Source organism: Novosphingobium sp. FW305-C-30-35 (assembly GCF_058783135.1).
Genome location: NZ_JBYSYJ010000003.1, coordinates 75,242 through 98,737, shown reverse-complemented (window position 1 = coordinate 98,737; position 23,496 = coordinate 75,242). Strand labels below are relative to the sequence as shown.

The 23,496-nt window shown below is 61.6% G+C and carries 18 protein-coding genes; 14 read left to right on the top strand and 4 right to left on the bottom strand.

From position 1 onward, the window contains the following. Positions 1-758: 758 nt before the first annotated feature. Positions 759-3,569: an EAL domain-containing protein gene (locus AC3WLM_RS19955; RefSeq protein WP_492478588.1), complete on the bottom strand. Its 2,811-nt coding sequence runs from the start codon at positions 3,567-3,569 to the stop codon at positions 759-761. Positions 3,570-4,533: 964 nt separating this feature from the next. Here AC3WLM_RS19955 and AC3WLM_RS19950 point away from each other — a divergent pair. Next, a complete protein-coding gene (locus tag AC3WLM_RS19950; protein WP_492478587.1) occupies positions 4,534-4,686 on the top strand; it encodes a hypothetical protein in 153 nt (50 codons plus the stop codon). A gap of 193 nt (positions 4,687-4,879) precedes the next feature. Beyond that, a complete protein-coding gene (locus AC3WLM_RS19945) occupies positions 4,880-6,022 on the top strand; it encodes a GGDEF domain-containing protein (RefSeq protein WP_492478586.1) in 1,143 nt (380 codons plus the stop codon). Between the two features lie 238 nt (positions 6,023-6,260). Here the strand turns inward: AC3WLM_RS19945 and AC3WLM_RS19940 are convergent, their stop codons facing one another. Continuing rightward, positions 6,261-6,560 (bottom strand): hypothetical protein, encoded by a 300-nt coding sequence (locus AC3WLM_RS19940; RefSeq protein ID WP_492478585.1) that lies wholly within the window; start codon positions 6,558-6,560, stop codon positions 6,261-6,263. Positions 6,561-7,051: 491 nt separating this feature from the next. Between AC3WLM_RS19940 and AC3WLM_RS19935 the strand changes: the two genes are divergently transcribed. The 5 genes from AC3WLM_RS19935 (at position 7,052) to AC3WLM_RS19915 (ending at position 11,939) form a co-directional block, all read left to right on the top strand. Beyond that, complete coding sequence (locus AC3WLM_RS19935; protein WP_492478584.1) at positions 7,052-7,402, top strand: PEP-CTERM sorting domain-containing protein; 351 nt, start codon at positions 7,052-7,054, stop codon at positions 7,400-7,402. A gap of 943 nt (positions 7,403-8,345) precedes the next feature. Beyond that, positions 8,346-8,714: an IS66-like element accessory protein TnpA gene (gene tnpA / locus AC3WLM_RS19930; protein ID WP_492478583.1), complete on the top strand. Its 369-nt coding sequence runs from the start codon at positions 8,346-8,348 to the stop codon at positions 8,712-8,714. Further along, positions 8,711-9,052 carry an IS66 family insertion sequence element accessory protein TnpB gene (gene tnpB, locus AC3WLM_RS19925; protein WP_492478582.1) on the top strand — a complete coding sequence of 114 codons (342 nt, stop codon included), beginning with the start codon at positions 8,711-8,713 and terminating at the stop codon, positions 9,050-9,052. Before tnpA ends, tnpB begins: the two co-directional genes overlap by 4 nt. Before the next feature lie 59 nt (positions 9,053-9,111). Further along, entirely contained in the window at positions 9,112-10,755 is a 1,644-nt protein-coding gene (gene tnpC, locus AC3WLM_RS19920) for an IS66 family transposase (RefSeq protein WP_492478657.1), read from the top strand. A gap of 245 nt (positions 10,756-11,000) precedes the next feature. Further along, complete coding sequence (locus AC3WLM_RS19915) at positions 11,001-11,939, top strand: nucleotidyltransferase and HEPN domain-containing protein (RefSeq protein ID WP_492478581.1); 939 nt, start codon at positions 11,001-11,003, stop codon at positions 11,937-11,939. Between the two features lie 55 nt (positions 11,940-11,994). Here AC3WLM_RS19915 and AC3WLM_RS19910 read toward each other — a convergent pair whose 3' ends face one another. Then, a complete protein-coding gene (locus tag AC3WLM_RS19910) occupies positions 11,995-12,807 on the bottom strand; it encodes a class I mannose-6-phosphate isomerase (protein WP_492478580.1) in 813 nt (270 codons plus the stop codon). After that, positions 12,804-13,844, bottom strand: coding sequence for a mannose-1-phosphate guanylyltransferase (locus AC3WLM_RS19905; protein ID WP_492478579.1), 1,041 nt, complete (start codon positions 13,842-13,844; stop codon positions 12,804-12,806). The genes AC3WLM_RS19910 and AC3WLM_RS19905 overlap by 4 nt, the downstream gene beginning before the upstream one ends. Before the next feature lie 214 nt (positions 13,845-14,058). On the opposite strand from AC3WLM_RS19905, the gene AC3WLM_RS19900 reads away from it, so the two are divergent. The 7 genes from AC3WLM_RS19900 to AC3WLM_RS19870 all read left to right on the top strand — a co-directional run bounded on the left by AC3WLM_RS19900 (position 14,059) and on the right by AC3WLM_RS19870 (position 23,463). After that, entirely contained in the window at positions 14,059-15,567 is a 1,509-nt protein-coding gene (locus AC3WLM_RS19900; RefSeq protein ID WP_492478578.1) for a phosphomannomutase, read from the top strand. A gap of 336 nt (positions 15,568-15,903) precedes the next feature. Then, positions 15,904-16,398 carry a DUF4402 domain-containing protein gene (locus tag AC3WLM_RS19895; RefSeq protein ID WP_492478577.1) on the top strand — a complete coding sequence of 165 codons (495 nt, stop codon included), beginning with the start codon at positions 15,904-15,906 and terminating at the stop codon, positions 16,396-16,398. Positions 16,399-16,493: 95 nt separating this feature from the next. After that, positions 16,494-17,015, top strand: a complete 522-nt coding sequence (locus tag AC3WLM_RS19890; protein ID WP_492478576.1) for a DUF4402 domain-containing protein — start codon at positions 16,494-16,496, stop codon at positions 17,013-17,015. 101 nt (positions 17,016-17,116) lie between these two features. Further along, positions 17,117-18,007 (top strand): fimbrial biogenesis chaperone, encoded by an 891-nt coding sequence (locus tag AC3WLM_RS19885; protein WP_492478575.1) that lies wholly within the window; start codon positions 17,117-17,119, stop codon positions 18,005-18,007. A gap of 1,316 nt (positions 18,008-19,323) precedes the next feature. Then, complete coding sequence (locus AC3WLM_RS19880; RefSeq protein WP_492478574.1) at positions 19,324-21,918, top strand: hypothetical protein; 2,595 nt, start codon at positions 19,324-19,326, stop codon at positions 21,916-21,918. Between the two features lie 185 nt (positions 21,919-22,103). Further along, positions 22,104-22,493, top strand: coding sequence for a VanZ family protein (locus tag AC3WLM_RS19875; protein WP_492478573.1), 390 nt, complete (start codon positions 22,104-22,106; stop codon positions 22,491-22,493). Beyond that, positions 22,465-23,463, top strand: coding sequence for a M48 family metalloprotease (locus tag AC3WLM_RS19870; protein ID WP_492478572.1), 999 nt, complete (start codon positions 22,465-22,467; stop codon positions 23,461-23,463). The genes AC3WLM_RS19875 and AC3WLM_RS19870 overlap by 29 nt, the downstream gene beginning before the upstream one ends. The last annotated feature ends 33 nt before the right edge of the window (positions 23,464-23,496 follow it).

Here is a 23,496-nt window from a genome sequence, read left to right as displayed (position 1 = left end):
CAAGTCTGTTATCAAAAGCCCATGTCCTCTGGCGGTAAGCCACTCGTTCAGTGATGGCTGAAGCCGAGTCGCTGTGAAGCCTCTGCCACCGGATACCCGCGCTCGGTATTCTGCGCCTCGGCGTCATGCATGAACTCGTTGCGGAAATTGGGCTTCCCTCTCGTTGCTCGGGGGTCGGCGATGACCACGTGAGGAATCGAGAAGCGCTTGCCTCGATCATGTCAGGCGCACGGCAAATGTCGAGAATGCCGATGCATCGCTCGTGCGTGAGAAGGCTGGCAATCTCCTTGGACCGAGAGTGCCAATGCAGCAGCTCTGCCAGCAACCATCCTGTTCGAGCGCACGCTCGAATTCGGCTTCGTGATCAGGCTTCCCAACCCCCGCAGGCCGCTGCAGTGGGTCAGCGAAGTCTCTCCTGGCTCTGAGAGCACCAAAAGAGCTGGTGACGGTGTTTCTGGCGACGCAATGTCGCGCGCACCAACCAGCCTGCCCACCCGGCCGAGAGGGCTCAGCGGACCGCTTGGCCGTTGAGCCCTTGCGCAAGACCGGCGTTGGCCGGAGCCGCCGCATCGCAGCGGTCCCTGCCCGGCCGGAAGGAGATAGACGCGCGCGAGCCGGCCACAATTCGAACGCGCAAGCGCTCAGGCGCCGCTGCAGGACCATATTTTCCCTCAAACACGCTATCGTGTGGCCTACAGTCCCCGAGCCTTCCAGGGGGAAGGGATCGCAGGGTTGAATGGCGCCCGTCGTCACCTGGATCAATGGCACAGATGCTGCAGCTCGTGGAGCGAGAGGTGAACCAGACCTGCCTTCTGGCGCGCCGCTTCCCAACTACGGGTGATGGAACGGAACGGTTTTTCTGTACGCGGATTGGCAATGACATAAGGGCAACCATCGGTCCGCTCGATCTGGCGCAGAATCGACGCCACACCAGGGCTGAACGACATCCGGTCGAGCGTTCCATCCGGGCGATAAATCGTCCAGGTCCGGCCTGCCAGGTCAATCTGCTCCCAGCGCGCCGTCAGCAGCTCCTCGACCCGCAACTTGGTTTCGACAAGCAGCGCCACAATCGTTCCAAGACACGGATTGTGGCTTGCCGCTGCTGCTTCTCGCAACCGGACAAGATCCTCGGATGTCAGCTTGGCGCTGCGCGCCTTGCCGCTCCACATGTGACGCGCAAGCAGCGGCGTTGCCGACCCCGGGAGATTCCAGCGCCTGGCAAGTTTGAACATGTAGGCCAGCAGCGCGCGAACCCGGCCGGCCATGACGGGGCCCTGCCCATCCATGCTTTCGAGCGACGCGAGCCAGCTGGCAGTATCGGCATAGGCCATCTCATCCAGGCGGAAGCGACCGAACTGCGGCAGGATATGATCGCGCAGGCAAGCCTCGTGAATTGCTCGTGTATGGGCCCTGTCACCAAGATGCGGGAGGTAATGGCGCGCCAGTTGCTCCATCGTCGGAGGTATGCTTCCGCTCGCTGGCGCGGTCGTGGCACGGCCTGCGACGCCTTGACTTCCAAGAATGTCATTGGCCGGGCCCGGCGCCACGAGATCGATCCCGAGAAAGGCAGCAACCTTTTCGTATGAGGCAACGTCGGCCGGCAGGGGCACGGGACCTTGCGGCGATTTCGGCACGCCTGCAGCGGCCAGTGCCTCGGGCGACGTCCGATGGCGCGTGCACAGTCCCCCTTGCCCGTCGTCGACCAGCGGACGTGCAAACTCGATGCCGGCCCCGCGACGCGACGTGCGGCGGACAATCGCGCCTTCGAACTGACCATCGCCGAGATCGACAACGAGCGGCTGGCCGACGGAGCAGCCCTCAAGGCCCTCGAGCAACGCTCCTGTCTCGGAGAGATTGCGAATGACCACCGGCAGATAGTAGCCGGCCGCGATTGCCCCGGCGCGGCGCAACATCGACAGGCGGCGGCTGCGTTGTCGGGCAGGACCGCTTGGCGACAGCTTCCACGTTCCGCTGGCGAGCTTTTCGCGCAGCAAGCCCGATTGGACCGGCTTGCTGTAGATATAGCCCTGGACATGGCTGACCCTGAGGTTGCGGATCAGGTCGAGCTGATCGAAGGCCTCGATGCCTTCGGCCGTGGTCTCCATGCCAAGCGCTTCGGCCAGTGCCACGATCGCGGCAACGATCGCGCCGTTGCGTGTTCCGGGCAAGGCAATTTCACGCACGAAGCTCTGGTCGATCTTGATCTTGTCGAACGGCGCGCTCTTCAGATAGCCGAGCGAGGAGTAGCCCGTACCGAAATCATCGAGCGCGAGCCGGACCCCGATTGCCTTGAGCGCTGCAAACATCTGCGCGGTCTGCGCGGTTTCACCCAGAAAGACCCCCTCGGTTATCTCCAGTTCGAGCCTCTCGGGCGCAAGACCTGCCTGGGCCAGCGCCGATACGACCGTCTCGGGGAAACGCTCGTCGGCGAACTGGTGCGCCGATACGTTGACTGCAACCCTGATGTCGCCGGGCCAGCTTGCCGCGTCATGGCACGCCGTGCGCAATACCCACTCGCCCAAGGGACGGATGAGATCGGCCTCCTCGGCAATTGGAATGAACAAGGCCGGAGAAACCGCACCGCGCTCGGGGTGATGCCAGCGCACCAGCGCCTCGACACCGGTCACGCAGTTGTTGAGCGCGTTGACAATCGGCTGATAGCTCACCTGAAGCTCGCCTCGTGCCAGCGCATCGCGCAAGTCGCTTTCGAGTGCCTGGCGATCGAGAGCCGACTGGAGCAGGTCGGTCGAGAAGAAGGTGAACCGCCCCTTGCCCGCCGCCTTGGCGGCATAGAGCGCCAGGTCGACGTTGCGGATCAGTTCCTCGGCCTCGCAGCCGTCGACAGGGGCAATGGCAATGCCGCACGACGCCCCGATGATGCAGCGGCTGCCATTGACCGAATAAGGCTGCGACAAGGCAGCAATGATATTGGTGGCAAGGCGCCCAAGATCGCTGCGATCATCGCTGCCAGGCACCATGACCATGAACTCGTCACCACCAAGCCGGAAGATCAGGTCGCGTGTGCCGACCAGGCCGACCAGTCTTTCGCCGACCTGGCGCAGCAGGTCATCGCCGGCGGGGTGGCCAAGCGTATCGTTGACGTGCTTGAACCGGTCGAGATCGAGCAGCAGCACGGCACAAGGCCTGCGCGATCGGCGGCTCGACAGGAGCTCGCGCTCGAGCGTCTGGTTCAAGTTGCGGCGATTGGGCAGGCCCGTCAGGCTGTCGAACAGCGCAAGTCGCTCAGCCTGCTCCGATGATGCCCGTTGCGCAGTGATATCGATGGCCGAACCACTGTAGCCGACAAACCGCCCCGCCGCATCCTTCAAGGCTTCGGCAGCAAGCAGCCAGCGTCGGCCATACACCGAGCCGGCCCGCTGCACGGTCAACCCGCTGAAGCTTGTCTGGCGTGCCAGGACGAAGCCGAGGGTGCGGGCTGTCTCGTCGCCTTCGCTGACCCTTTCAAGGAGATCGCCGATCTGCACGCCTGTCACAGTGCTGTCTGATCCGATCAGGACTTCGACGATCTCCGGCGAGATGTAGCTGATGGCGCCAGATGCGTCGGTCATCCAGAACCAGCTCTGGCCCGATTTTTCACAGGAACGCAGCAGCAGCTCGGCGTGATCGCTCGTTTGCAGCGACCTCGACCATCCTGTCTCGTCTGCCACCGCCCGGTGCAAATGACGCGCTCCGCCGTCCTGCTCCGGCGGCTGCACTGTTCCGCCCTGCGTCCTGAAAAGCCTGAAACCAACCACGTCCCGTTTCCCGCCGCCGGAGATCGCCGGCCAGACATGGTGGGTTAGGCAGGAAATGGTAAACTGCAGGCAAATAGGCCTAGAACGCCTGGGGCTACCTTCTGCCAAATCCCTGTTATCGAACCGGAAAATACTTTGGCAACGAAAGCCCCTGCCTTCGGGGCAGGGAGAACTTCACCACCATTGTTAGTATGTGGAGCGCTATTCACAGGACTATTCTTGGCGTTTTAGGCAGCATGCTCGAATCAGTCCGATATGGACTTTCTGCTTCTTCAGCGCGACTTGCCGGGTGTCGCAAAACGCCTGAACCTGGCAGATATGCTCAGGCATGAAATCGACTGGCAACCGGCGCGGACTTGGAAGGGGCCGCAAGCAGGTCATCGCCGGGGCACTTGCAAGTTGGCCGGCTGCAGCGGTGGCTCTCGAGCAACCTTGCGGAACGCACAGCGGGCGCACCTGCCATACCGCTCGCAGCAGGCACGATTGGACTCCGCCAGTCGCGCGTCTTGCAAGTGCTGGCCTTGCCGCCCGTGTCGGCCCGGCGGCTTTCGCAACCTTTCCCATCCTCGCACGCCTTGCCGCCGTACCGGACTGCTATCCTGCCGCTTGCCCGCGCCGCGCTTGTCGCAACCGTGTCGGCACATGCCAGTGCCGAGGTTGTCGTGCCCGTCGAGCATCGATGCACCTTTGATGCCTCCCCTGCGATCTGGCACGTGCCGCGCATTGTGCCGCACCATGTGCGGCATCTTGTGTGGCGCATTGCGTCCTATACAGCGCAGTGCTTGACGCAACGTGCGCGCTGGCCTGCCAGACCTGTCGGCGAGGATCGATCATGTCGTTCGCCAAGGTCGAGTATCGCGGCGTAGATCCCGGCCATACCGGAGTGACGTTCGGACTGGATGCGCCCACCCAAGCGCGCGAGCGAGCATGAAACTGTCTCGGTTCCCGAGCGCCTGAACATCCTGGCATCGACAGTGCGCACCACCGTTCATGCCCGGGAATGCACTGAGTGCCCCGGAAACGTGCCTTAAGCATGTTCGCCCTAGCCCCGGCCTGCGACAAGGGTGGATCCTGCCTGCCGCTTTGGCTTGCAGTGCTTCGGGTCACCGAGGTGGGGTGTTGCAATGGGAAATGAATCGATTGGCGGTTTGCGCTTCTTGCGCCTGTTTGGTGGAGGGCAGGAGCGTGAGCGAGCCACGCAAGATGGCAACAGCCAGGCTGACGAGCCGTCGGCGCGGCCTTCACTCACAGCGTACGGCGTAGCCCAAAAGATGTTGCTCGATGAGATATCGACATTCCTGCTGGACAACGCTCTTGCAGTAACAGCCAGTAACCTGCTGGCTGTTCATAGTGCGTTCTCGGGCGTCGACGTCGGACTGGCGCGAAAAATTCTCGAGAAGCAAGCCTCCGGCACAAGCATCACGCAAGAGTGGCTTGATCTGAACAAGACACCCGATGGCATGCAGGAGGGCGTCAAGAAGATCATCGGCAGCCTCGAGGATTCGCTCGAGACTTTCGCCTCCACGACCAGGACTGCGCGAGACGCTGCCACGACTTACAACTGCGAGATTAAAAAGCAGGTCTTGCGCGCGACGTCCCTTGATGCTGACAGTGCGCTGTCAGCCTTGGAAATTCTGGCAAGGGAAATGGTGTCAAGGACCGAGATTTTCGCAGCAGAAATGAAGCGCAGCGAAGACGAGGCGCAGGCGCTTCGCCGGGAACTCGACAAAGCCCGGCATGACGCTGAGATCGATCACCTTACCGGTCTGCCAAACCGGCGCGCATTTGAGGCGGCTCTCGATCGTCATTATCGCGAAGCTCGCCAGGAAGCAGACCACTTGTGTGTCGCATCCTGCGACATCGATCATTTCAAGCGCATCAATGACACCCATGGGCACGACACCGGGGACAGGGTTATCAAGGCGATCGGTGAGGCTCTTGCCCGGATCTCTGACGACACTTGTCATGTCGCACGGCATGGCGGCGAGGAATTTGTCATGCTGTTCCGGGGCAAGACCACCCAGGAGGCCTGGGAGAAGCTCGACGCTGTCAGAGAGAATTTCGGTAGTCGCCGGTTCGTCAACCGCTCCAATGACCACCCCATTGGCCAGATCACGTTTTCGGGCGGGATTGCGGATGTCTTTGCGCACAAGAACCCCAGAGACGCCCTGAAAGCAGCCGACGAAGCGCTTTACCAGGCCAAATCCGGTGGCCGAAACCAGATTGTGCTGTCGTCCCCGGTCAGTACGAGGTCCCATCGCGGGTGACGCCTGGGTATTGCCGGCGGAGCAGTTTCCTCAAGGCGGTATCTGGCCCTTCATTGCCCTCACAACGAAGAATCCAGACCGGGCTAGGCAGCGTGGACAGATGCCGCGCGGTCACGGCCGAAGTCAAAAACCGTCAGTTCAAAAAGGCGAGGTGAAGGAATATGTCGATATTTCGAGCCGAGTCGACGCCGAAGCGGCGGTTTCTGCCCGCCCCTTAGGGGGTGCTCTGGAAAGGGCCCTAGCCGCGTTGCTCGGCCTCAAACAGGCCCACTATTCCGTCGTCGTCGCGCCTTGCCGGGGCCGTTTTCAGGGCAACCGTGATCCGTGCGGCACCTGTCCACGCTGCCTGATCGCCAGAACCGCCCGAGGACATCATCGCCTCTGTCAGGCGATAGGCCGACTGGCGCAAACCTGCCGACCTCCAGTAGATGCGAAGGCAGACCCAGCGCGGGGGCACTGGCAAGCCTGCACCTTCACTCCCGCCGCGAGCGAGCAAACGGTCAAGACGCCGTGGCGACCCCGACGCCCGATCGGTCACTAAGGGGCCGTCCGAGGGCAGGTTCGTCCCTGCGAGGTCGTGCACGCCATTATTGACAGCCACCGCTCAAGCGTCGGCGCGGATTGCAGGTCCCTGGCCACAAGGCTTCATGCCTGGATGATGTGCCGCATATTGTGCCGCGCCCAGTGCCGCACCTTATGCAGCACATTGTGGCCCAGGTTCTCGAGCACCGGGCCTTACCTGCCGGTTTTGACATCATCGCCTGCCTGCAGACCGCCTTGGCGCTTCGCCCGCTTGCATCAGCCTGTTGGCCAGGTTCCTCTACACATGCCGGCTCCTGCCGGACCGTCGGACGGCGACCTGAACGCAGCAGCGCAGCCGCTTTGCAAGCGCCCTTCCGGAGTGTTGGCGAATCTTACAGATGGCGAGGCGCTTCGGTCTGATTAACCATGAGAACCTCCCGATAACTGCCACTGGCACAAGTTTTGCGAATCATGGATTAACCAATAACTGCACAGGCTAACGTCACCATGTTGCGAAAGCTCATTCTCTCGACCAGCATTGCCGGGCTCGCGTCCGTCGCAACGCCTGCCCACGCAACCTGGTGGCTCAAGCACACGCATTACTGCAATTGCGGCCATAACGGTGGGTCATCCCTTTGTGGCGGCACGACTTCGGGTGGCACCACCTCGACCTCGGGAGGAACAACCACGACGTCAGGTGGGACGACCACCACGTCAGGCGGCACCACCACTTCAGGCGGCACGACCAGTTCAAGTGGTGGCACCCAGGTCCCCGAGCCCGGCATGCTGGGGATTCTGGGGCTGGGGTTTGTTGGCCTGGGCTATGCCCGCGCGCGTCGCCGGGTCACACGGTCGTAATTCCATCGAGATAGCCGTCGCCAGGCGCAGCGGCTTCAGGAGTTTCCGATGGGTTCGGCGTAGCAGGCTGTTAAGCATTGCTCCTGTAGATGATCCCTGCGGCATCGCTCCTATCCATGTCGCAAGCGTTTCATGTCCCGGCTGGCCTCTACGCCCGGCTGCCCGGGACATGTTTCCCGCCCTAGGCTGACCGAGTGCTGTCTTTGCAGCGGCCATTCTTCTCTTGTTGCGGCAGGACTCCCCACAGCAAATTGCTGAAGTTCGGCGCGGAATGGTATTTGAGGTCGCCGCCGATCGAATTCACTCGCACGCTGTGGGCGACCGGGGGCGTCACCGGAAGTTTTGCAAGCGGTTGCTTCGCCTTGTTTTTCTCGTTGCAGGTCGGAACCCATCGTGGCCGAAGCGCTGTCCTGCAGTCGAGAGTGCACAAGTCCTTACCGGCATCACCCTTGCCTCGCCGCAGTTGCAGGAAAGCCAGGGGCAAGCTAAGAGCCATTGGCGACCGGGTTGCCTCGATCCAGTTTGCCGCACAGCCCCGGCGCACCTGGAGATCGATCGCCCAAGCTGACAGGTCGCGCCACGCAGCAAGATTGGCGATTGCGCCGCAAGTGCTGGGCTTCGAGCACTTGAGTCAGGCAGGTCTCGAAAAAAGCCCTGCCTGTTTCGCATCTGCGTGCTGCAGGCAAGACTCCACGCCGATCAGCAAGATACCATCAGTGCAGTGATGAACATGACATGGGTCGCTCCGGCCTTCGAGCAGGTTTGTCCCCGCACGGGCGGACTGCCGGAGGCACGGGTCTGGTGCCTGGGGACAGGACATTGCTAGGGTGAATGGAGTTCGCGCTCGAGGGGGCGCGCGTATCCGTCCGGCAGGCCCCGCCTTGCCCGGGAGGTGAGTGAGCGGTCTTAAGCGTGCTCTTTTTTGCGCGCTTTGGAGCGGTCGATGGGTCAGATCACGGTGTTTTCGGGGCCGGAACGGCGCCGGCGTTGGAGTGACGAAGAGCGGCTTCACATTCTGACCGAGGCGTTTTCGCCGGGGGCCTGCGTCGCGGAGGTTTGCCGGCGGCACGATATCTCGACGGCGTTGATCTACACTTGGCGGCGCAAGATCCGCGAAGCTCAGGCCGAGCCGACGCAGGAGATGTTGCCGGCTCCGAGCTTCGCCGAGGCTGTAGTCGTGGAGGAGGAAGGATCTGCGCGCCCAGATCTACAACCCACGATGATTGTCGAGTTGGCGCGCGGCAAGCGGGTGAGCATCTTCGCATCGGCCTCGCTTGCGCAAGTCGCTTCAGTACTGAAGGCGCTGCGATGATCCCTTCTGGCGCGCGGGTGTGGATCGCGATGGGTCACACCGATATGCGTCGCGGGATGCAGAGCCTGGCGGCGATGGTGCAGCAGCACTTCATGAAGGACCCGTTTGCCGGCGATCTTTGGGTCTTCCGGGGCCGCAGCGGCACGCTGGTAAAGATCATTTGGCACGACGGGATCGGCATGTCGCTCTACGCGAAGCGCATCGAGAAGGGCCGCTTCATCTGGCCCTCGGCGAAGGACGGCGTGGTGTCGCTAACGAGTTCGCAGCTTGCCTGCCTGCTGGACGGGATCGACTGGAGGAACCCTCAATATTCCTGGCGTCCGCAAAGCGCAGGATAGCTTTGGATTAGCCTATTTTCGGCTTGCACGTGAGCGACGGCAATGATTCACTCGATCCCGTGGAAGCCGCTGTTTCGCCCCTTCCGAACAACGTCGAAGCGCTTCAGGCGCTTCTCGCGATGGCGACCCACAGGGCGGATGAAGCGGAGGCGGCCCTGGCCAATGCCCGCGCCCGCGAGACCGCAGCCGAGGCGATGATTGCGCATCTCAAGCTGCAGAATGCCAAGCTGCGGCGTGAGCAGTATGGTGCCAGCGCCGAACGCACCGAGCGGCTGCTCGCACAGTTCGAGCTTGAGTTTGAGGATCTCGAAGCCGACGCGGCCGAAGACGAACTCACCGCCGAATCTGCCGCGGCGAAGACGACGACCGTCGTCGCGTTCGAGCGCAAGAAGCCCGTCAGGAAGCCGTTCCCCGATCACCTCCCGCGCGAACGCGTGGTTGTCTCCACGCCGTGCTCGTGCCCAGCCTGCGGCAGCGACCGCTTGTCCAAGCTCGGCGAGGATGTGACGGAGACCCTTGAGGTAATCCCGCGCTCGTGGAAGGTCATCCAGACGGTACGCGAGAAGTTCGCTTGCCGGGACTGCGAGAAGATCACGCAGCCGCCAGCGCCGTTCCACGTCACTCCCCGCGGTTGGGCCGGGCCAAGCTTCCTCGCCATGCTGCTGTTCGACAAGTACGGCCAGCATCAGCCGCTCCACCGCCAGGCCGAGCGCTTTGCCAGCGAAGGCGTGCCGCTCAGTGTATCGACGCTCGCCGACCAGATCGGCGCGGCCTGTCTCGCGCTCATGCCGATCTACCAGCTGATCGAGGCCCACACGCTGGCCGCCGAGCGCCTGCACGGCGACGACACCACCGTGCCGATCATGGCCAAGGGCAAGACCATCACCGGGCGATTGTGGGATTACGTGCGTGACGACCGGCCCTTCGGCGGCAACGATCCGCCCTCGGTCGTCTTCTACTATTCGCGCGACCGGCGCGGCGATCATCCAAAGCACCACCTCGCGGCCTGGTCCGGGATTCTGCAGGCCGACGCCTATGGCGGCTACAACGAGCTTTACGCTCCGAACCGGCAGCCGGGGCCGATCCTTGAGGCTGGATGCTTCGCGCATGCGAGGCGGAAGTTCTTCGAGCTTGCCGACGTCGAGGGCGCGGCCCGCAAGAAGAGCCGCGGCGAGAAGGCTGGGACCGTCTACCCGATCGCGCTCGAGGCCTTGCAGAAGCTCGATGCCCTGTTCGCAATCGAGCGCGGCATCAACGGCCAAAGCCCGGCCGAACGTCTCGCGGCCCGCCAGGAGCTCAGCACGCCGCTGACAGCCGAGCTCCACGAATGGCTGAACGCGCAGCTCGCCAGGATTTCGCGCAACCACGATCTCGCCAAGGCGATCAACTACATGCTGCGCCGCTGGGGCGCGTTCACCCGTTTTCTCGACGACGGCAGGGTTTGCCTCTCGAACAACGCCGCCGAACGATCGCTGCGCTGTGTGCCGCTCGGACGCAAGTCGTGGCTGTTCTGCGGCTCCGATCGCGGTGGCCAGCGGGCGGCGGTCGCCTACTCGCTGATCCAGACCTGTCGCCTCAACGACGTCGATCCCCATGCCTGGCTAGCCGACGTCCTCGCCCGCATCGCCGATCATCCCATCAGCCGGATCGACGAGTTGCTCCCGTGGAACTGGCGGTCCGCTAAGGTCGATCTCGCCGCCTGACCCAACTTCGCCGCGGTCCTCGGCGTATGCTTACGGGCGCGCTGACGCTGAACAGGGTGCACGAGACCTCGTCGCCCGAAGCTTGGGAAAACAGTGGAGCGAAGAGGGGATGACGTTTCAGGGGAGGCGGTGGTGGGCGCGAGGTTCCAAGCCGCGGAAGGCACACATCCTCCCAGCCTGTGCGGGGTAAAGCGCCATCTTGCGCCCTTGCCTTCGCGCCTCGGAAGCGACAGGGTAGACCGAGGATGCGACGCGATATCGATCATCTCCCTTCGGCCAAGCAGCGCGAACTGCAGCGCGTGGTCCAGCTGATCTTCGAGGAATTCGAAGATGTTACAGCCTGTGCCAACGCTGCGCGCCGCAAGGCGGGGCGCATTCTCAAGGTCATTCTCTACGGTTCTTACGCGCGCGGCGGCTGGGTCGACGAGCCGCATACCGCCAAGGGCTACAAATCCGATTTCGACTTGCTGATCATCGTCAATCACAAGGACCTGACCGACCGGATCAAGTTCTGGTCGCGGCTCGATGAGCGCCTGATGCGCGAGTATGGCATCACCGGCACGCTCAGGACGCCGGTCAATTTCATCGTGCATACGCTGGGCGAAGTGAACGATGGACTGGCGCATGGCCGCTACTTCTTCATGGACGTCGCACGCGATGGCATCGCGATCTATGAATCCGACAATACCGAGCTGCACAAGCCAAGGCCCAAGACCCCGGAGCAGGCCCTCGCCATGGCAAGGGAGTATTTTGAGGAGTGGTATCCGAGTGCCGCAGGTTTCCAGAGAAATGCCCAGTATGCGGTTAATGATGGCGACCTGAAGCTTGCAGCGTTCTTACTTCATCAATCCACGGAGCGACTCTACCACTGCGTGCTTCTCGTTATGACCTTCTACACGCCACACGTTCATAGCCTCGGATTTCTGAGGACGCAGGCCGAGCGACTTGATCCCCGCCTCACCTACGTCTGGCCATCCGACAACCGCAAACAGCGGGCCATGTTTGAAAAACTCAAGGAAGCCTATGTCAAGGCACGATACGCAAAGCACTACACCATCACGGTCGACGAATTGACCTGGCTCACTGAACGGATTGCGGATTTGGGGCAGGCAGTACACGCAATCTGCTCCGAGCGCCTGGCAGAAATGGACACCCGAGTACGCTCCCGATCGAACAGTTCATGAGTTGGCACTTGCTACGAGAGCGCCGCTTTCCGACGTTCCGTCGTCATGCGTTTTGTCAGGATACGCAAGACCAGGCAATCAAGCATTCAGAACCGGGCTCCAACCAGAAGTCGTCGCCTGCATCCAAAATCGCAGCATCGCTTCGACCGCAATACGAGTTGTCAATGCGAGCCTGTCCCTTGATCGGCAACACCAGCAAGGATTCACCTTCTGGCATGGCAATCTCGCGCCGGCTGGCAGGGCCCTCAACCCGCAACAAGCCAAAGTAAGGTCCATCGACCAGCTTAACGGTGCTTCGAGACATGAGATTTTGACGCAAGGCCGGCAAATGTGGCTTGCCTTTGGCGACCGCGATTCCACGCTCCAGATGGAGTTCTCTTGGGCGGCCATAGTCGAAAAGACGGTAAGTGATCTCGCTGTTCTGCTGAATTTCGACCAAGGTTATTCCGGCACCAATGGCATGAACTGTCCCGGCAGGGATGTAGAAGAAATCCCCTGGCTGGACTTCGAACCACTCCATCAATTTTTCGATGCTGCCATCGATCGCTGATTGCCGAATACTCTCGCTGCTGGATGGCGCGCTAAACCCGATTCCAAGCGTGGCTCCGGGCTCGGCATCGACCACCAGCCAGCACTCCTCTTTCCCTCTGCCCGTCTCTTTCAACGCCTTCGCTTGCGCATCGCTGGGGTGAACCTGCACTGAGAGTTTTTCGCTTGTAAAAATGTACTTCGCCAGCAGGTCCGGAAGCTCCGCAGGCGGCTCGAACCATACCTCGCCAATCCTTTCGGACGATTCTCCACGGAACTCTCGGGGAAGATCGTCCCTTCCCCACGGCTTTGCGACCACGCGGCGGCTAAGCAACTTCACTGGTTCACTGCTCCGCTCAGCTTGCCAACCAATTGCGCGCCTTCAGGTGTCGTTATCAGGACCTCGTCCTTATCAACAACGACTATCAAATCCGACGCTCCTACCACGGAAATCCTTGGACCATCGGTCATGGCGAACACGTTACAGCAATCCCGGAGTTCGGTTCTCCCGCGCTGGACATTGCCATCCACATCCGCCTCCAGAGCGTCTCTGAGCGATTGCCAGTTTCCGATGTCGGACCAAGCCATGCTGACCGGAACCATGGCCGCCTTGTTTGTGTTCTCCATGACCGCAAAGTCGACAGATTCACCTGTGATCCTTGAGAATGCGTCTGCGTCGGGAAAGAAGCGGTTCCCGTCCGACTGTCCATGCGCGACAGCGGCTTTGACAAAATCGAGGATTTCCGGCCGGTACTTGCCCAGCTCATCAAGAAAGGTACCGGCTCGAAAAGCAAATATGCCTCCATTCCATGCATACTCGCCACTCAGCAGAAACTGTTGGGCAAGCGCATATTCCGGTTTCTCTACGAACTTGTCGACGCTGTACCCCGTGGTTCTGGCAATCGGATCGCCTTGCTTCAGGTAGCCGAACCCGGTTTCAGGCGCGGTCGGCACAATACCGAGCGAAACCAGCCAGCCATCTCTGGCCAGATGTGCTGCCTCAATCGCCGCCTGCCTGAACGCGTTGCTATCGCCGATATGATGATCGCTCGGGCAGACCAGCATGACCGCCTCCGGCGACAAGGACAATGCAGCAAGAGCAATGGCAGCAGCCGTATTACGCGCCTCTGGTTCTACAATTATGCGGATTGTGACAGGCGCGCAGACCTGCGCTTGAACATGTTCCAGATGCGCCGTACCGGTCACAACAATCGGATGACCAAACCCGAGATCGGACGCACACCTTGCCAATGTCGCGGAAAAGAGCGTTTCGTCACCCACCAGCGGGAGGAACGGTTTGGGCAATGTCTTTCGAGACTTCGGCCAAAGTCTGGTTCCGCTGCCGCCGCACAATACAACCGGAGCGCATTCGAGCATCTAGAAGAACCTTACAAAAAGACTTTTCGGTGAGAAGCCTATATGAAGCTCAAGTGAAGAAAAAAAGGCTTCTACGGCTTCTTCGTTCAGCCTGCGTTGAATTCTGACCGCAAGTCGATAATGGCCTGTGACGGTCAGCACAACGCAAATTGGCATAACGACCACATCACGCACCACCTTTTAATGGACCGAGTTGCTCGCCAGGAGTCAGAGAATGATCGTTGCAGGTATGGAAGCGGGAACGTCACTCACAGATCTCATGGCTTCAAGCGGGGTTCCTTTCGGCACCAGCGGCGTTCGTGGCCTGGCTTCGGCCATGACTGACAAACTCTGCCACGCCTATGCCAGCGCCTTTCTGCAGTACCTCCGCCAGATCGGAGAATTCTCCAGCGACAATCGCGTAGCTCTTGCCGGAGACTTGCGGACAAGCACGCCGCGCATCCTCGCCGCCTGCGCCACCGCCGTGCAGGATTGCGGAGGCGAAGTGGTATTCTGCGGGCTGACGCCGACGCCCGCGCTCGCCTTCCATGCGATGGGCCTTGGCATCCCCTCGATCATGGTAACCGGCAGCCACATCCCGGCAGACCGCAACGGCATCAAGTTCTACCGCCCCCATGGCGAGGTGCTGAAGAGCGACGAGGCCGGCATCGTCGGGCAGCGGGTCAAGATCGATCCCTCGCGCTTCGGCAACGATGACAGCCTGTTGGCGCCGGTGCCCCTGCCCGAGGTGACGCCGGTCGAGGACGAATATATCGCGCGCTATGTCCGTCATTTCGGGGCAGATGCGCTCAGCGGACTGACCATCGGCGTCTATCAGCACACTGCGGTGGGGCGCGATGTGCTGGTCCGGGCGGTCGAGGCGCTGGGCGCCACTGCCGTGCCGTTCGGGCGCGAGACGGTGTTCGTGCCGGTCGATACGGAAGCGATCCGCGAGGAAGACATTGCACTGGCTGCCAGCTGGGCGGCCGAGAACAAGGTCGATGCGATCATTTCCACCGATGGCGATTCCGACCGTCCGCTGGTGGCCGATGCCAGCGGTACGTGGCTGCGCGGTGACATCGTCGGCCTGCTGTGCGCGCGGGCGGTGGCAGCGGACGTGGTGGTGACGCCGGTCAGCTCAAACACCGTGCTGGAATTGAGCGGCGCGGCGCCAAAGGTGGTGCGCACGCGCATCGGCTCGCCCTACGTGATCCGCGCGATGATGGACGCGGCCGACGCGGACACGAGCGCGCGGGTTTGCGGTTACGAGGCCAATGGCGGGTTCCTGCTCGGCAGCGCGGTCGACGATCTGGCGCCGCTGCCAACGCGCGATGCCCTGCTACCGATCATCGCGGTCGTGATGAATGCAAGGGAACGCCCTCTGGCCGAAGTCGTCGCCGAACTGCCGCCGCGCTTCACCTTCTCCGATCGCGTCGCCGATTTCCCGCAGGAAAACAGCGCCGCGCTGATTGCCTTCCTCAGCCACGGCGAGGAAGACGAGCAGCTTGCCCGCATCGCCCGCCTGTTCGGCGAGATTGCCGGCTTCCCCACCGGCATCGACACGACCGATGGCTATCGCATGAGTTTTGCTGATGGTGCGATCATCCATTTCCGTCCTTCCGGCAATGCGCCGGAATTGCGCTGCTACAGCGAGGCGGAGACCGAGGAGAAGGCGCGCGACCTGAATGCCCGGGCGCTGCAACTGGCGCTCTCCCTGCCCGTGCTGGACAAAGGTCAGCATTGAGCGGCGTGCATTGCTCAAGCTTATGCGATTCGAAGCTCTTCTTCCCTAACAGGAATTTATGGTTTTTGCTCTGCAAGTCCGCGGCAGGACTACGCTATCGCGCGGGGACACAGATGCAGTCATAGGCCAATTAATCCTTTGTTTTAAATGGTATTCTCAAGAGAGTAGCGTAAGCTTTTTCGATAGGAAGGCAGCACTTCGGCGCCTTGCGATGGATAACCAGTCATTAACTCATACGTACTAATCCTTAGGTGGAAGGGCACGGGGATCGGCCCTCAGCGGAAGAGAACATGGCTCTCGACGCCCGACACGGGTCCCGAACAGAGGGTTAACGAAATGAAGTCCATTGCAATCCTTGCAGCTGTTGCTGCTTTCGCTTCCACGCCCGCCTTCGCTGCAGGCAACACCCAGACACAACAGGGTACCGCAACTGCTACCGTAATTGCGCCGATTACCCTCCAGCACACCAACGGCGCCGCAATCGGCTTTGGCAAGTTCACGACCGGCACCGGCGGCACCGTCGTCGTCAGCCCGACCGGCGTTGGCAGCCCGACCGGCGATGTCACCTTCGTCTCAGGCAACACCAATACTGCGGACGCCTTTACGGTGGGCGGCGAGGCCAACCGGACATTTGCCATCACCACCACCGGCGGCAGCGTCTCGAACGGCAGCGTCTCGATGAGCTTTTCAACCACCCCGTCTGCCGCGACCGGTACGCTCAACAACAGTGGCACGGCAGCATTTTCGGTCGGTGGCACTTTGACTGTTCCCGGGACGGCCACGGCCGGAAACTACGTCGGCACCTACGACGCCACGGTCACGTACAACTGATCTCTTACCTGCGTGAGGACGCGATCCTCCCAAGCGTCCTCACGCCAATCAGATCACTCAGGACGACGAGGCCAGCCATGCCAGGACAGAAGATCTTGAGGCTTCAGGCCATCGTCGTCGCTGCCACGATGGTTCTGGTGATTGCATCACCTGCCAGTGCCCAGAGTGCAGCCAACCAGTCGGGCTCAGGCAAAGCGGAAGTCGTGGCGCCACTTTCCATCCAGCCAGTTCTCGACCTGCGTTTTGGGCGGTTCTATCGGCCCGCATCCAATGGCAACCTCACGGTTTCCCCATCCGGTGCCGTGACCGGCACGGGGAGTATGGCGAGCGAAGTCTTGACCCCGCAAGCCACTGGTGGTCGTGGCCCGGGCACCTTTCTTGTCAGCGGAGATCCTTCGCGCGTCTTCCGCATCTCATTGCCCAATCGCATCGACATTACCAATGGCGCCGCCACGATGCGAGTCAGCAACTTTACCAGCAACGTTCCTTCACGCGGCGTAGCGCTAAGTTCGGCCGGGCAGTTCAGCATCACCGTTGGCGCACGCCTCCAGGTTGCCGGCAATCAGGCAGTCGGGGCCTACAGCGGCCGTTTCCCGGTCACCGTTACTTACGATTGACGCTACCAAGGCAGCATTGCCTTATACGCGAAAACCCTTAGATTCTCGCCGCACGATGCTTTGACGGGGAATGGGGGCAAATCTTGGCCGGTTTTTTGAGGTTGGGTATCGCTGCAGTGCTCCTGGCCGCGCTGCACGGGCCGATTGTCGTTGCTCAGGAAGCACTGCAGCCGCAAGCCACCCCGCCGGCAGGATCCGTTGCCGGTCTTGGCGACATCAATCTCTATCCCAAACGGCTCGTGCTGACAGACCGCGATCGATTGGGCACGATCGGCCTCTACAATCGCAGCCCTGCGACCGGCGAATATGAGATCACGATCTCCGATAAGCTGATGCTGCCAAGCGGCAGCATCGTCGACATGAGTGACGATGCTGCCCGCAATCCCCCATCCGGCTTCCATCCGGCAAGCACTTTGTTGCGGTATTCGCCCAAGTCGGTGCAATTGCCGGGCAACGAGTCGCAGACGGTCAGGATCGTACCAAGGCTGCCGGCCGATCTCCCGCCCGGTGAGTATCGCGCCCATTTCACGGTTTCGGCCGTACCGCCAATCACTGAAGCGGATTCGATCAGCGCTGCTGTCAACGGCAACGCACAGGCTGGCATAGGCGTCCAGATCCTTCCTCGCTTCGGAATTTCGATACCCGTCATCCTTCGCATTGGCGCGACGACACTCGATGCGGGGATCAGCGAGGCTCGCCTTGTCCGTTCGGTCGAAGGCTCGTGGGAGTTCGAGGTGACCCTGACGCGCACCGGCACCCGGTCGGCTTTTGGGGATGTCATGGTTACCGCAACAGGCATTGCGAGCCCTGTCGCCCAGCTTCGAGGCGTCGGCCTGTACACCGAGATCAATTCGCGAACGGTCCGCATTCCCATGAACCCCAAGGTAGAGCGAGAAAAACTTCGTCCTGGCATGATGGTGACCATCACGTACCTCGACGATGACGTCGCTCCCGGTGCCGTGCTCGCCCGCAAGGAGATACGCCTGCCGTGAGCCGGGGGTGGCTGCCAAAGGCGGCGCTTCTGACCGGCACGGGCACAGCAATTGCCACTGCGGGACTGATGCTTGGTCGCGACGACAGGGCACCCGATGCCCCGCTTGGGGACGCCGAAATCAAGAACGAGCCCGAACGCATCGCGATGCCTGCAGTGCGTTTTGCCCCTGCCGCATCCGATGGCCTGGGCGCGCGCTTGGACAACCCGGTTTCCAGGACGAACGGGCAGCAAGTCACTGGAGTGCACGGCGCCGTTCGTTCCGGATGGAGGCGAGCACAGGCGGTCTCGAGGCTGGATTTGCCGGTCACTCTTGATCGGCCGCGAGACAGGCAACAGCCGACGGCGCAGAACGGCCTGGCGCGCGTATCGAGGACATCGACCGATCCGGCCCTGACGGACACCGCCTGCGCCGCGTCATGCCCTGCAAAGGCTTTGCCGGAGCAGGCTGATCCAGATCCTGCAAACTCACCGACCTTGGCGGCTACCGGTCAAACCTCAACTGTCTTTGAGGTTCATGAACGCGAGCAGGCGACCGGATCTAGCAGATCGGATCAAACACCAATCGTCGTACTTCCTGTGCCAGCTTTCGGCGCTGTTTCTGACCCTACTCTTGAAACATCCCGCACCCTACCCTTGCCCGCTGCAGCATCTGAACCGAAGGCCGACCCCGTTCAGGTTTTCTTTGATGAAGCTGCTCTTGCCGAGACGCACGCCAAACCTGTTGATAGTCCGCCGCAGACATCCCCTGTATCCCCGCTGTCTGTCGTTGGACCGGACCAGGAACCAGCAGCGACAGCGCATGGGCCCGCGCCCGTAGCCGCAAATCACATCGTCAGCACCGATGCGCCCAGCGAACAGACCACCTTGCCGAACGGTTATCAGGATAGGGGCAAATCGCCCTGCCCATCCTGCGAGGAGGACGCACTGTCCCTCCCCGCAACAGCCCGCCAGGTTCCGGCACCATCACTTCACCTGAGAGACAATTCCCAACGACCCCAGCCGTCGTCCCCGACCGACAGTCTCTCCGAAAGAGGCCGTCAGGCGCATTTTACCATCGATGCGGTTGCAATGCCGCAGGCACCAGCTGCTGCTCCGGCCCCAAGCCCAAAAAGGACGCTGCCAACCCCTTTGTTCGGCCAGGTACAACGCCCTCCTGCCCCTGGCGCTCTGAGCCGTGCTGCGCCTACCACAAACACTGGCACGCAAGCTGCGACACTTGCGATAACACCTCGACCCGGCCCGACGGCGGCAAATGCCGCCGATTCAGCCTCAGGGACGGGCTTGGGGGCAGGATTGCTCGCCGCCGACACGCCCATGTTCACAGATGACGATGAACTGGTCATTTCCCTGCGAACAGCTTCTGGCGAGATCGAGGAAACCATCACCGCGTTCGGCGCGCGCCAAGGTGTCTTTCTGCCTTTGGGAGAACTGTCACGGATACTTGATCTCGCGATCAGGATTTCGGACGAAGGACATTACGCCAGCGGCTGGATCATCGAGCCTGCACGAAGCGTATCGCTCAACCTTCGCGCCCGCGAAGGCATCATAGCCGGCAAGGCGACACAATTGTCGCCGGCGTTCTTCGCTTCCTATCAGGACGATATCTTCGTGCGTTCCGATGCGCTCGCGAGCATCCTGCCAGTCGAAGTGAAAGTGGACCTTCGCGATCAGGCGGTCATCATCACCCTCCTCGAAAAGTTCCCGTTTCAGGCGCGGCTCGAGCGCGAAGCAGAGCGTCAGCGCCTCGCCAGTCGGCAAGGTGCCAACCAGAAAGAGAATACGCCCCTCGAACCCACTCCCTGGGCAGCATTTTCGATGCCTGTCAGCGACGTGGAAATGCGCGCGGTGACCGACGACACATTCGGGTCACGCCTTGAACTTGAAATGCGTGCCGCAGCAGATCTCGCCTTCGTGACAGCGCGAGGCTATCTTGAAGCCAGCAGCCGCGATGGTCTGACAGGCATCCGCATGGAATTTGGCCGCCGGGATCCGGCAGCAACGCTCCTTGGCCCTTTGCACGCCACACAGTTCGCTATCGGCGATATCGCGACGGTTTCGCAGGCGATTGGCCTCAGGTCCGTGGCCGGTCGAGGTCTCTTTGTCAGCAACGCTCCGCTGGATGAAAGCTCCGTATTCGACAGGATCGATCTTCGAGGGTCCCTTCCCGATGGCTACGAAGTCGAACTCTACCGCAACAATGTTCTGATTGGCGCATCGCAAACCGCGGTCAATGGTCAGTACGAGTTTCTGCAAATCCCGCTCGACTTCGGCGCGAATGTGCTGCGCCTCGTGTTCTATGGCCCGCAAGGTCAAACCCGGGAGGAAGTACGTCGCTTCAACGTGGGCAATGGCCGACTTGCCGCCGGCGATTTCGTCTATGATCTTGGCGTGGTCCAGAAGGATCGGCCCCTGATCGCGGTCCGCCCTCCCCTCTATCTTGCAACCCCCAGCGAAGGCCAGTGGCGGGCTTCTGGCAACATCGCCTACGGCATGTCGTCCCGTGTGACGCTCGCCGGCGGAATGGCTCTTGCCTGGAACAAGCTGGGCGAATTGCCCGGGATCGCAGGGAACATCGGCATTCGCAGCGAAGTCGCAGGCTTACCCTGGCGGCTCGACGCTGCGCTCCAGCAAGGCGGCGCGCGCGCACTACGCGCCGCCGTCGCCGCGCGAATTGGAGCAATCGGCGTGTCCATTGCGCACGGCGAGTATCGGGGCGGCTTCATCGACGAGGTCCAGGCATTCGAAGATGCCCCCTTGCGCCGGGCAAGCTCGGTCGATGTCAACGGCGCATTGCCCTTTGGCTCGACCGGCCTTCCCTTCATCGCTCGCCTGTCCCGGCTGGCCTTCGCCGATGGCAGATCGATCGAAACGGCAAGCCTGCGTACATCGCTGCGAATTGGCACCGCTCTGCTCAGCCCCGCGCTGGAATACAACGCATCGGCTGCGGGCCTCGCGACCAGCTCTCGCCTGGCTGCGAGTTTCGACCTGGCCCTCTTTGCCGGATCGCGCACCCGGATCAGGGCATCGACCACAGTTGACCTTCTCGGCTCGCCGACATTGTCCCAGATCTCGGGGCAGATTGATCGAACCCTGTCGGCAAGACAGACCGTCCGCCTCTTTGCCTCGCATTCGTTCCCTGCGCGTCAAAGCCAGATCGGCGGTTCGTTCAGCCATCGTTTCGACAACGCCAGTCTGGCGCTCGATGCTTCGGCCAGTTTCCCGACGCACGCTCACTACATCGGCTTGCGCCTGTCGACAGGCTTCCTCCAGAACCCCTTCTCACGGCGCATGCAACTGGCGATGCCGGGAGTTTCCAGTGGCGGCCTGCTTGCCGTTCGCACCTACCGCGACGAGAATGCCAATGGCATCCAGGATGCAGGTGACTCACCTATCGCCAACGTTGCCGTCATTGCTTCGGGCAAGGCCTATGAAACCGACGACGATGGCATTGCGCTCGTGCCCTCGCTCGGCGACGGCCAGAAGGCAAGCTACGGTATTGACGAGGCTACGCTGCCCGACATTACCCTGGCACCAGGCCGCAAAGGCCGCGCCTTTGTCGCGCGAGCGGGCCGGATTCACAGCGTCGGTCTTGGTATCGTGTCCTTGTCCGATATCGAGGGTCAGGCGATCTATTCAGGGGTAACCACGCTCAAGGGTGTATCGGGCTTGCAGCTGGTTCTGACCGACCTCGACGGCAATGCTCGCGGCAGGGCGCGCTCGCGCGCTGGGGGCAGCTTTCTGTTCGAGCGGGTTCCGCCCGGTCGCTACCGCATCGAAATCGCCGCCGATCAGGCAGAGCGCCTCGGCATCGGCCTCGCTACCCCTGTCATAATCGAGCTGTCCGGAAAAGCGGACGTCATCCATGCGAACCTGCTCGTGAAGGATACACAGTCCTTGCCCGGTCAATGATTCCCGGCAAGTCGCAGTCAATTCCCTGGCGCTTGGCTGATCGCTTGCTCCCCGCAACTGCAGCTTGCCACGCGCGCACAACGCTTCATCTCTCCACGCCACTTGCAATGTTGCATTGCAAAATGCAGAGCCTAGACCCCTAGCCGCTGCCGATTTGGCGTCAAAGTCAGGAAGTTCTTGTCGACATGCCGCGTTCGACGTTGATACCAATTCTGGCAGCAGCATTCTGGCTGTGTGTCGTCGTGACGCTCTTTTTCGCCTTGTCTCCTCGAGGCGACATCGCCGGGGTGAACGACAAGACCCTCCACATGCTGGCGTTTGCATCCCTGACGTGGCTTGCCTGCGCGGCATTTCCTTTTGCGTCGATGATCCGGGTCTTTTTCTGGCTATGTCTCTTTGGCGGGGCCATAGAACTGGCGCAAATGATGCCGCAGTTGCGCCGTGATGCGGAACTCGCCGACTGGCTGGCCGATATTGTGGCGATCCTAGGCGGGCTTTTCGCAATCAAGCTGACCGGCTTTCGCGCTTGGCTCGCAAGGTCTGCTCTTGCTGCTGCGTCTCGCGGGTCTGCCTGATATGGCTCGGACTGGCATGGATCTGGCAACATTCTGGCGGTCCCCATCTCGTCCGCTGTCCATTCGGAGGGTCGCGGCCGCGGCTTTGCTGACTCTTGGTTGCATCTTGTCCCTGCCATCAATGGCCGAAGCGCCAGCTCCCTGGCCAATCCGGACGCGCGAACGAATCGCACTGGTCAATGAGTTGGATTTCCGATTGCGCAGTGCAATCCTGCCCTCGGCCTGCAGCCAACAAGCTCCGGTGCTCGGTGCCGAGTTCGATGCCATCAAGAATTATGCGGTAAGCGACCGGACCGCCATTGCGCAATTGCTTGGTCTGCATGAGCATCCGCAGGCCGTTGCCGTAGCTGCAGGCAGCCCCGCCGCCATTGCTGGCCTGGCGGTCGGCGACGACATCCTGAGCATCAATGGCAAGGCGCCAGCGCAACTGCCTGCGGTCGGCGGCCTCACCTTGTCCGATCTCGTCCACGACAGCATTGTCGCACAGCTCTCAAGCGGACCGGTCAACCTGCTCATCAAGCGTGACGGTGCCCCCAAGGAGCTTGTTATCGCGCCTCGTCTGCTTTGCCCGGGCCATGCCAATCTCTCGACAGCCCGGAACGTGACTTCGCATGAAGGTGGCAACGAAATTCTCGTGACCGCGGGCATGGTCGACTTCACGCGCAGCACCGATGAGCTGGCCCTGGTCATGGGGCACGAATTCGCTCACGTTTTCCTCGGGCATGACAAGGCAAGGTCGCTCGGCATTCGCAGGCAAATGGAACGCGACGCCGATCTGCTCGGTGCTGCCATTGCCCGCTGCGCAGGTTATGACGTGGCCAAGGCGCTGTCCTTCTGGGACCGGTTGGGTGCGCGCGACAAGTTCGCCTTTCTGAAACTTCCAACGCACGACAAGGCACGCACGAGGAAGCGGCGCCTGCTTGCCTATGTCCAGGAAACACAAGCGCAATGTCCCTTGGCGGCGCTATGACCGGTCACCGCAAAAATTCTGTTTTGTGCAGGT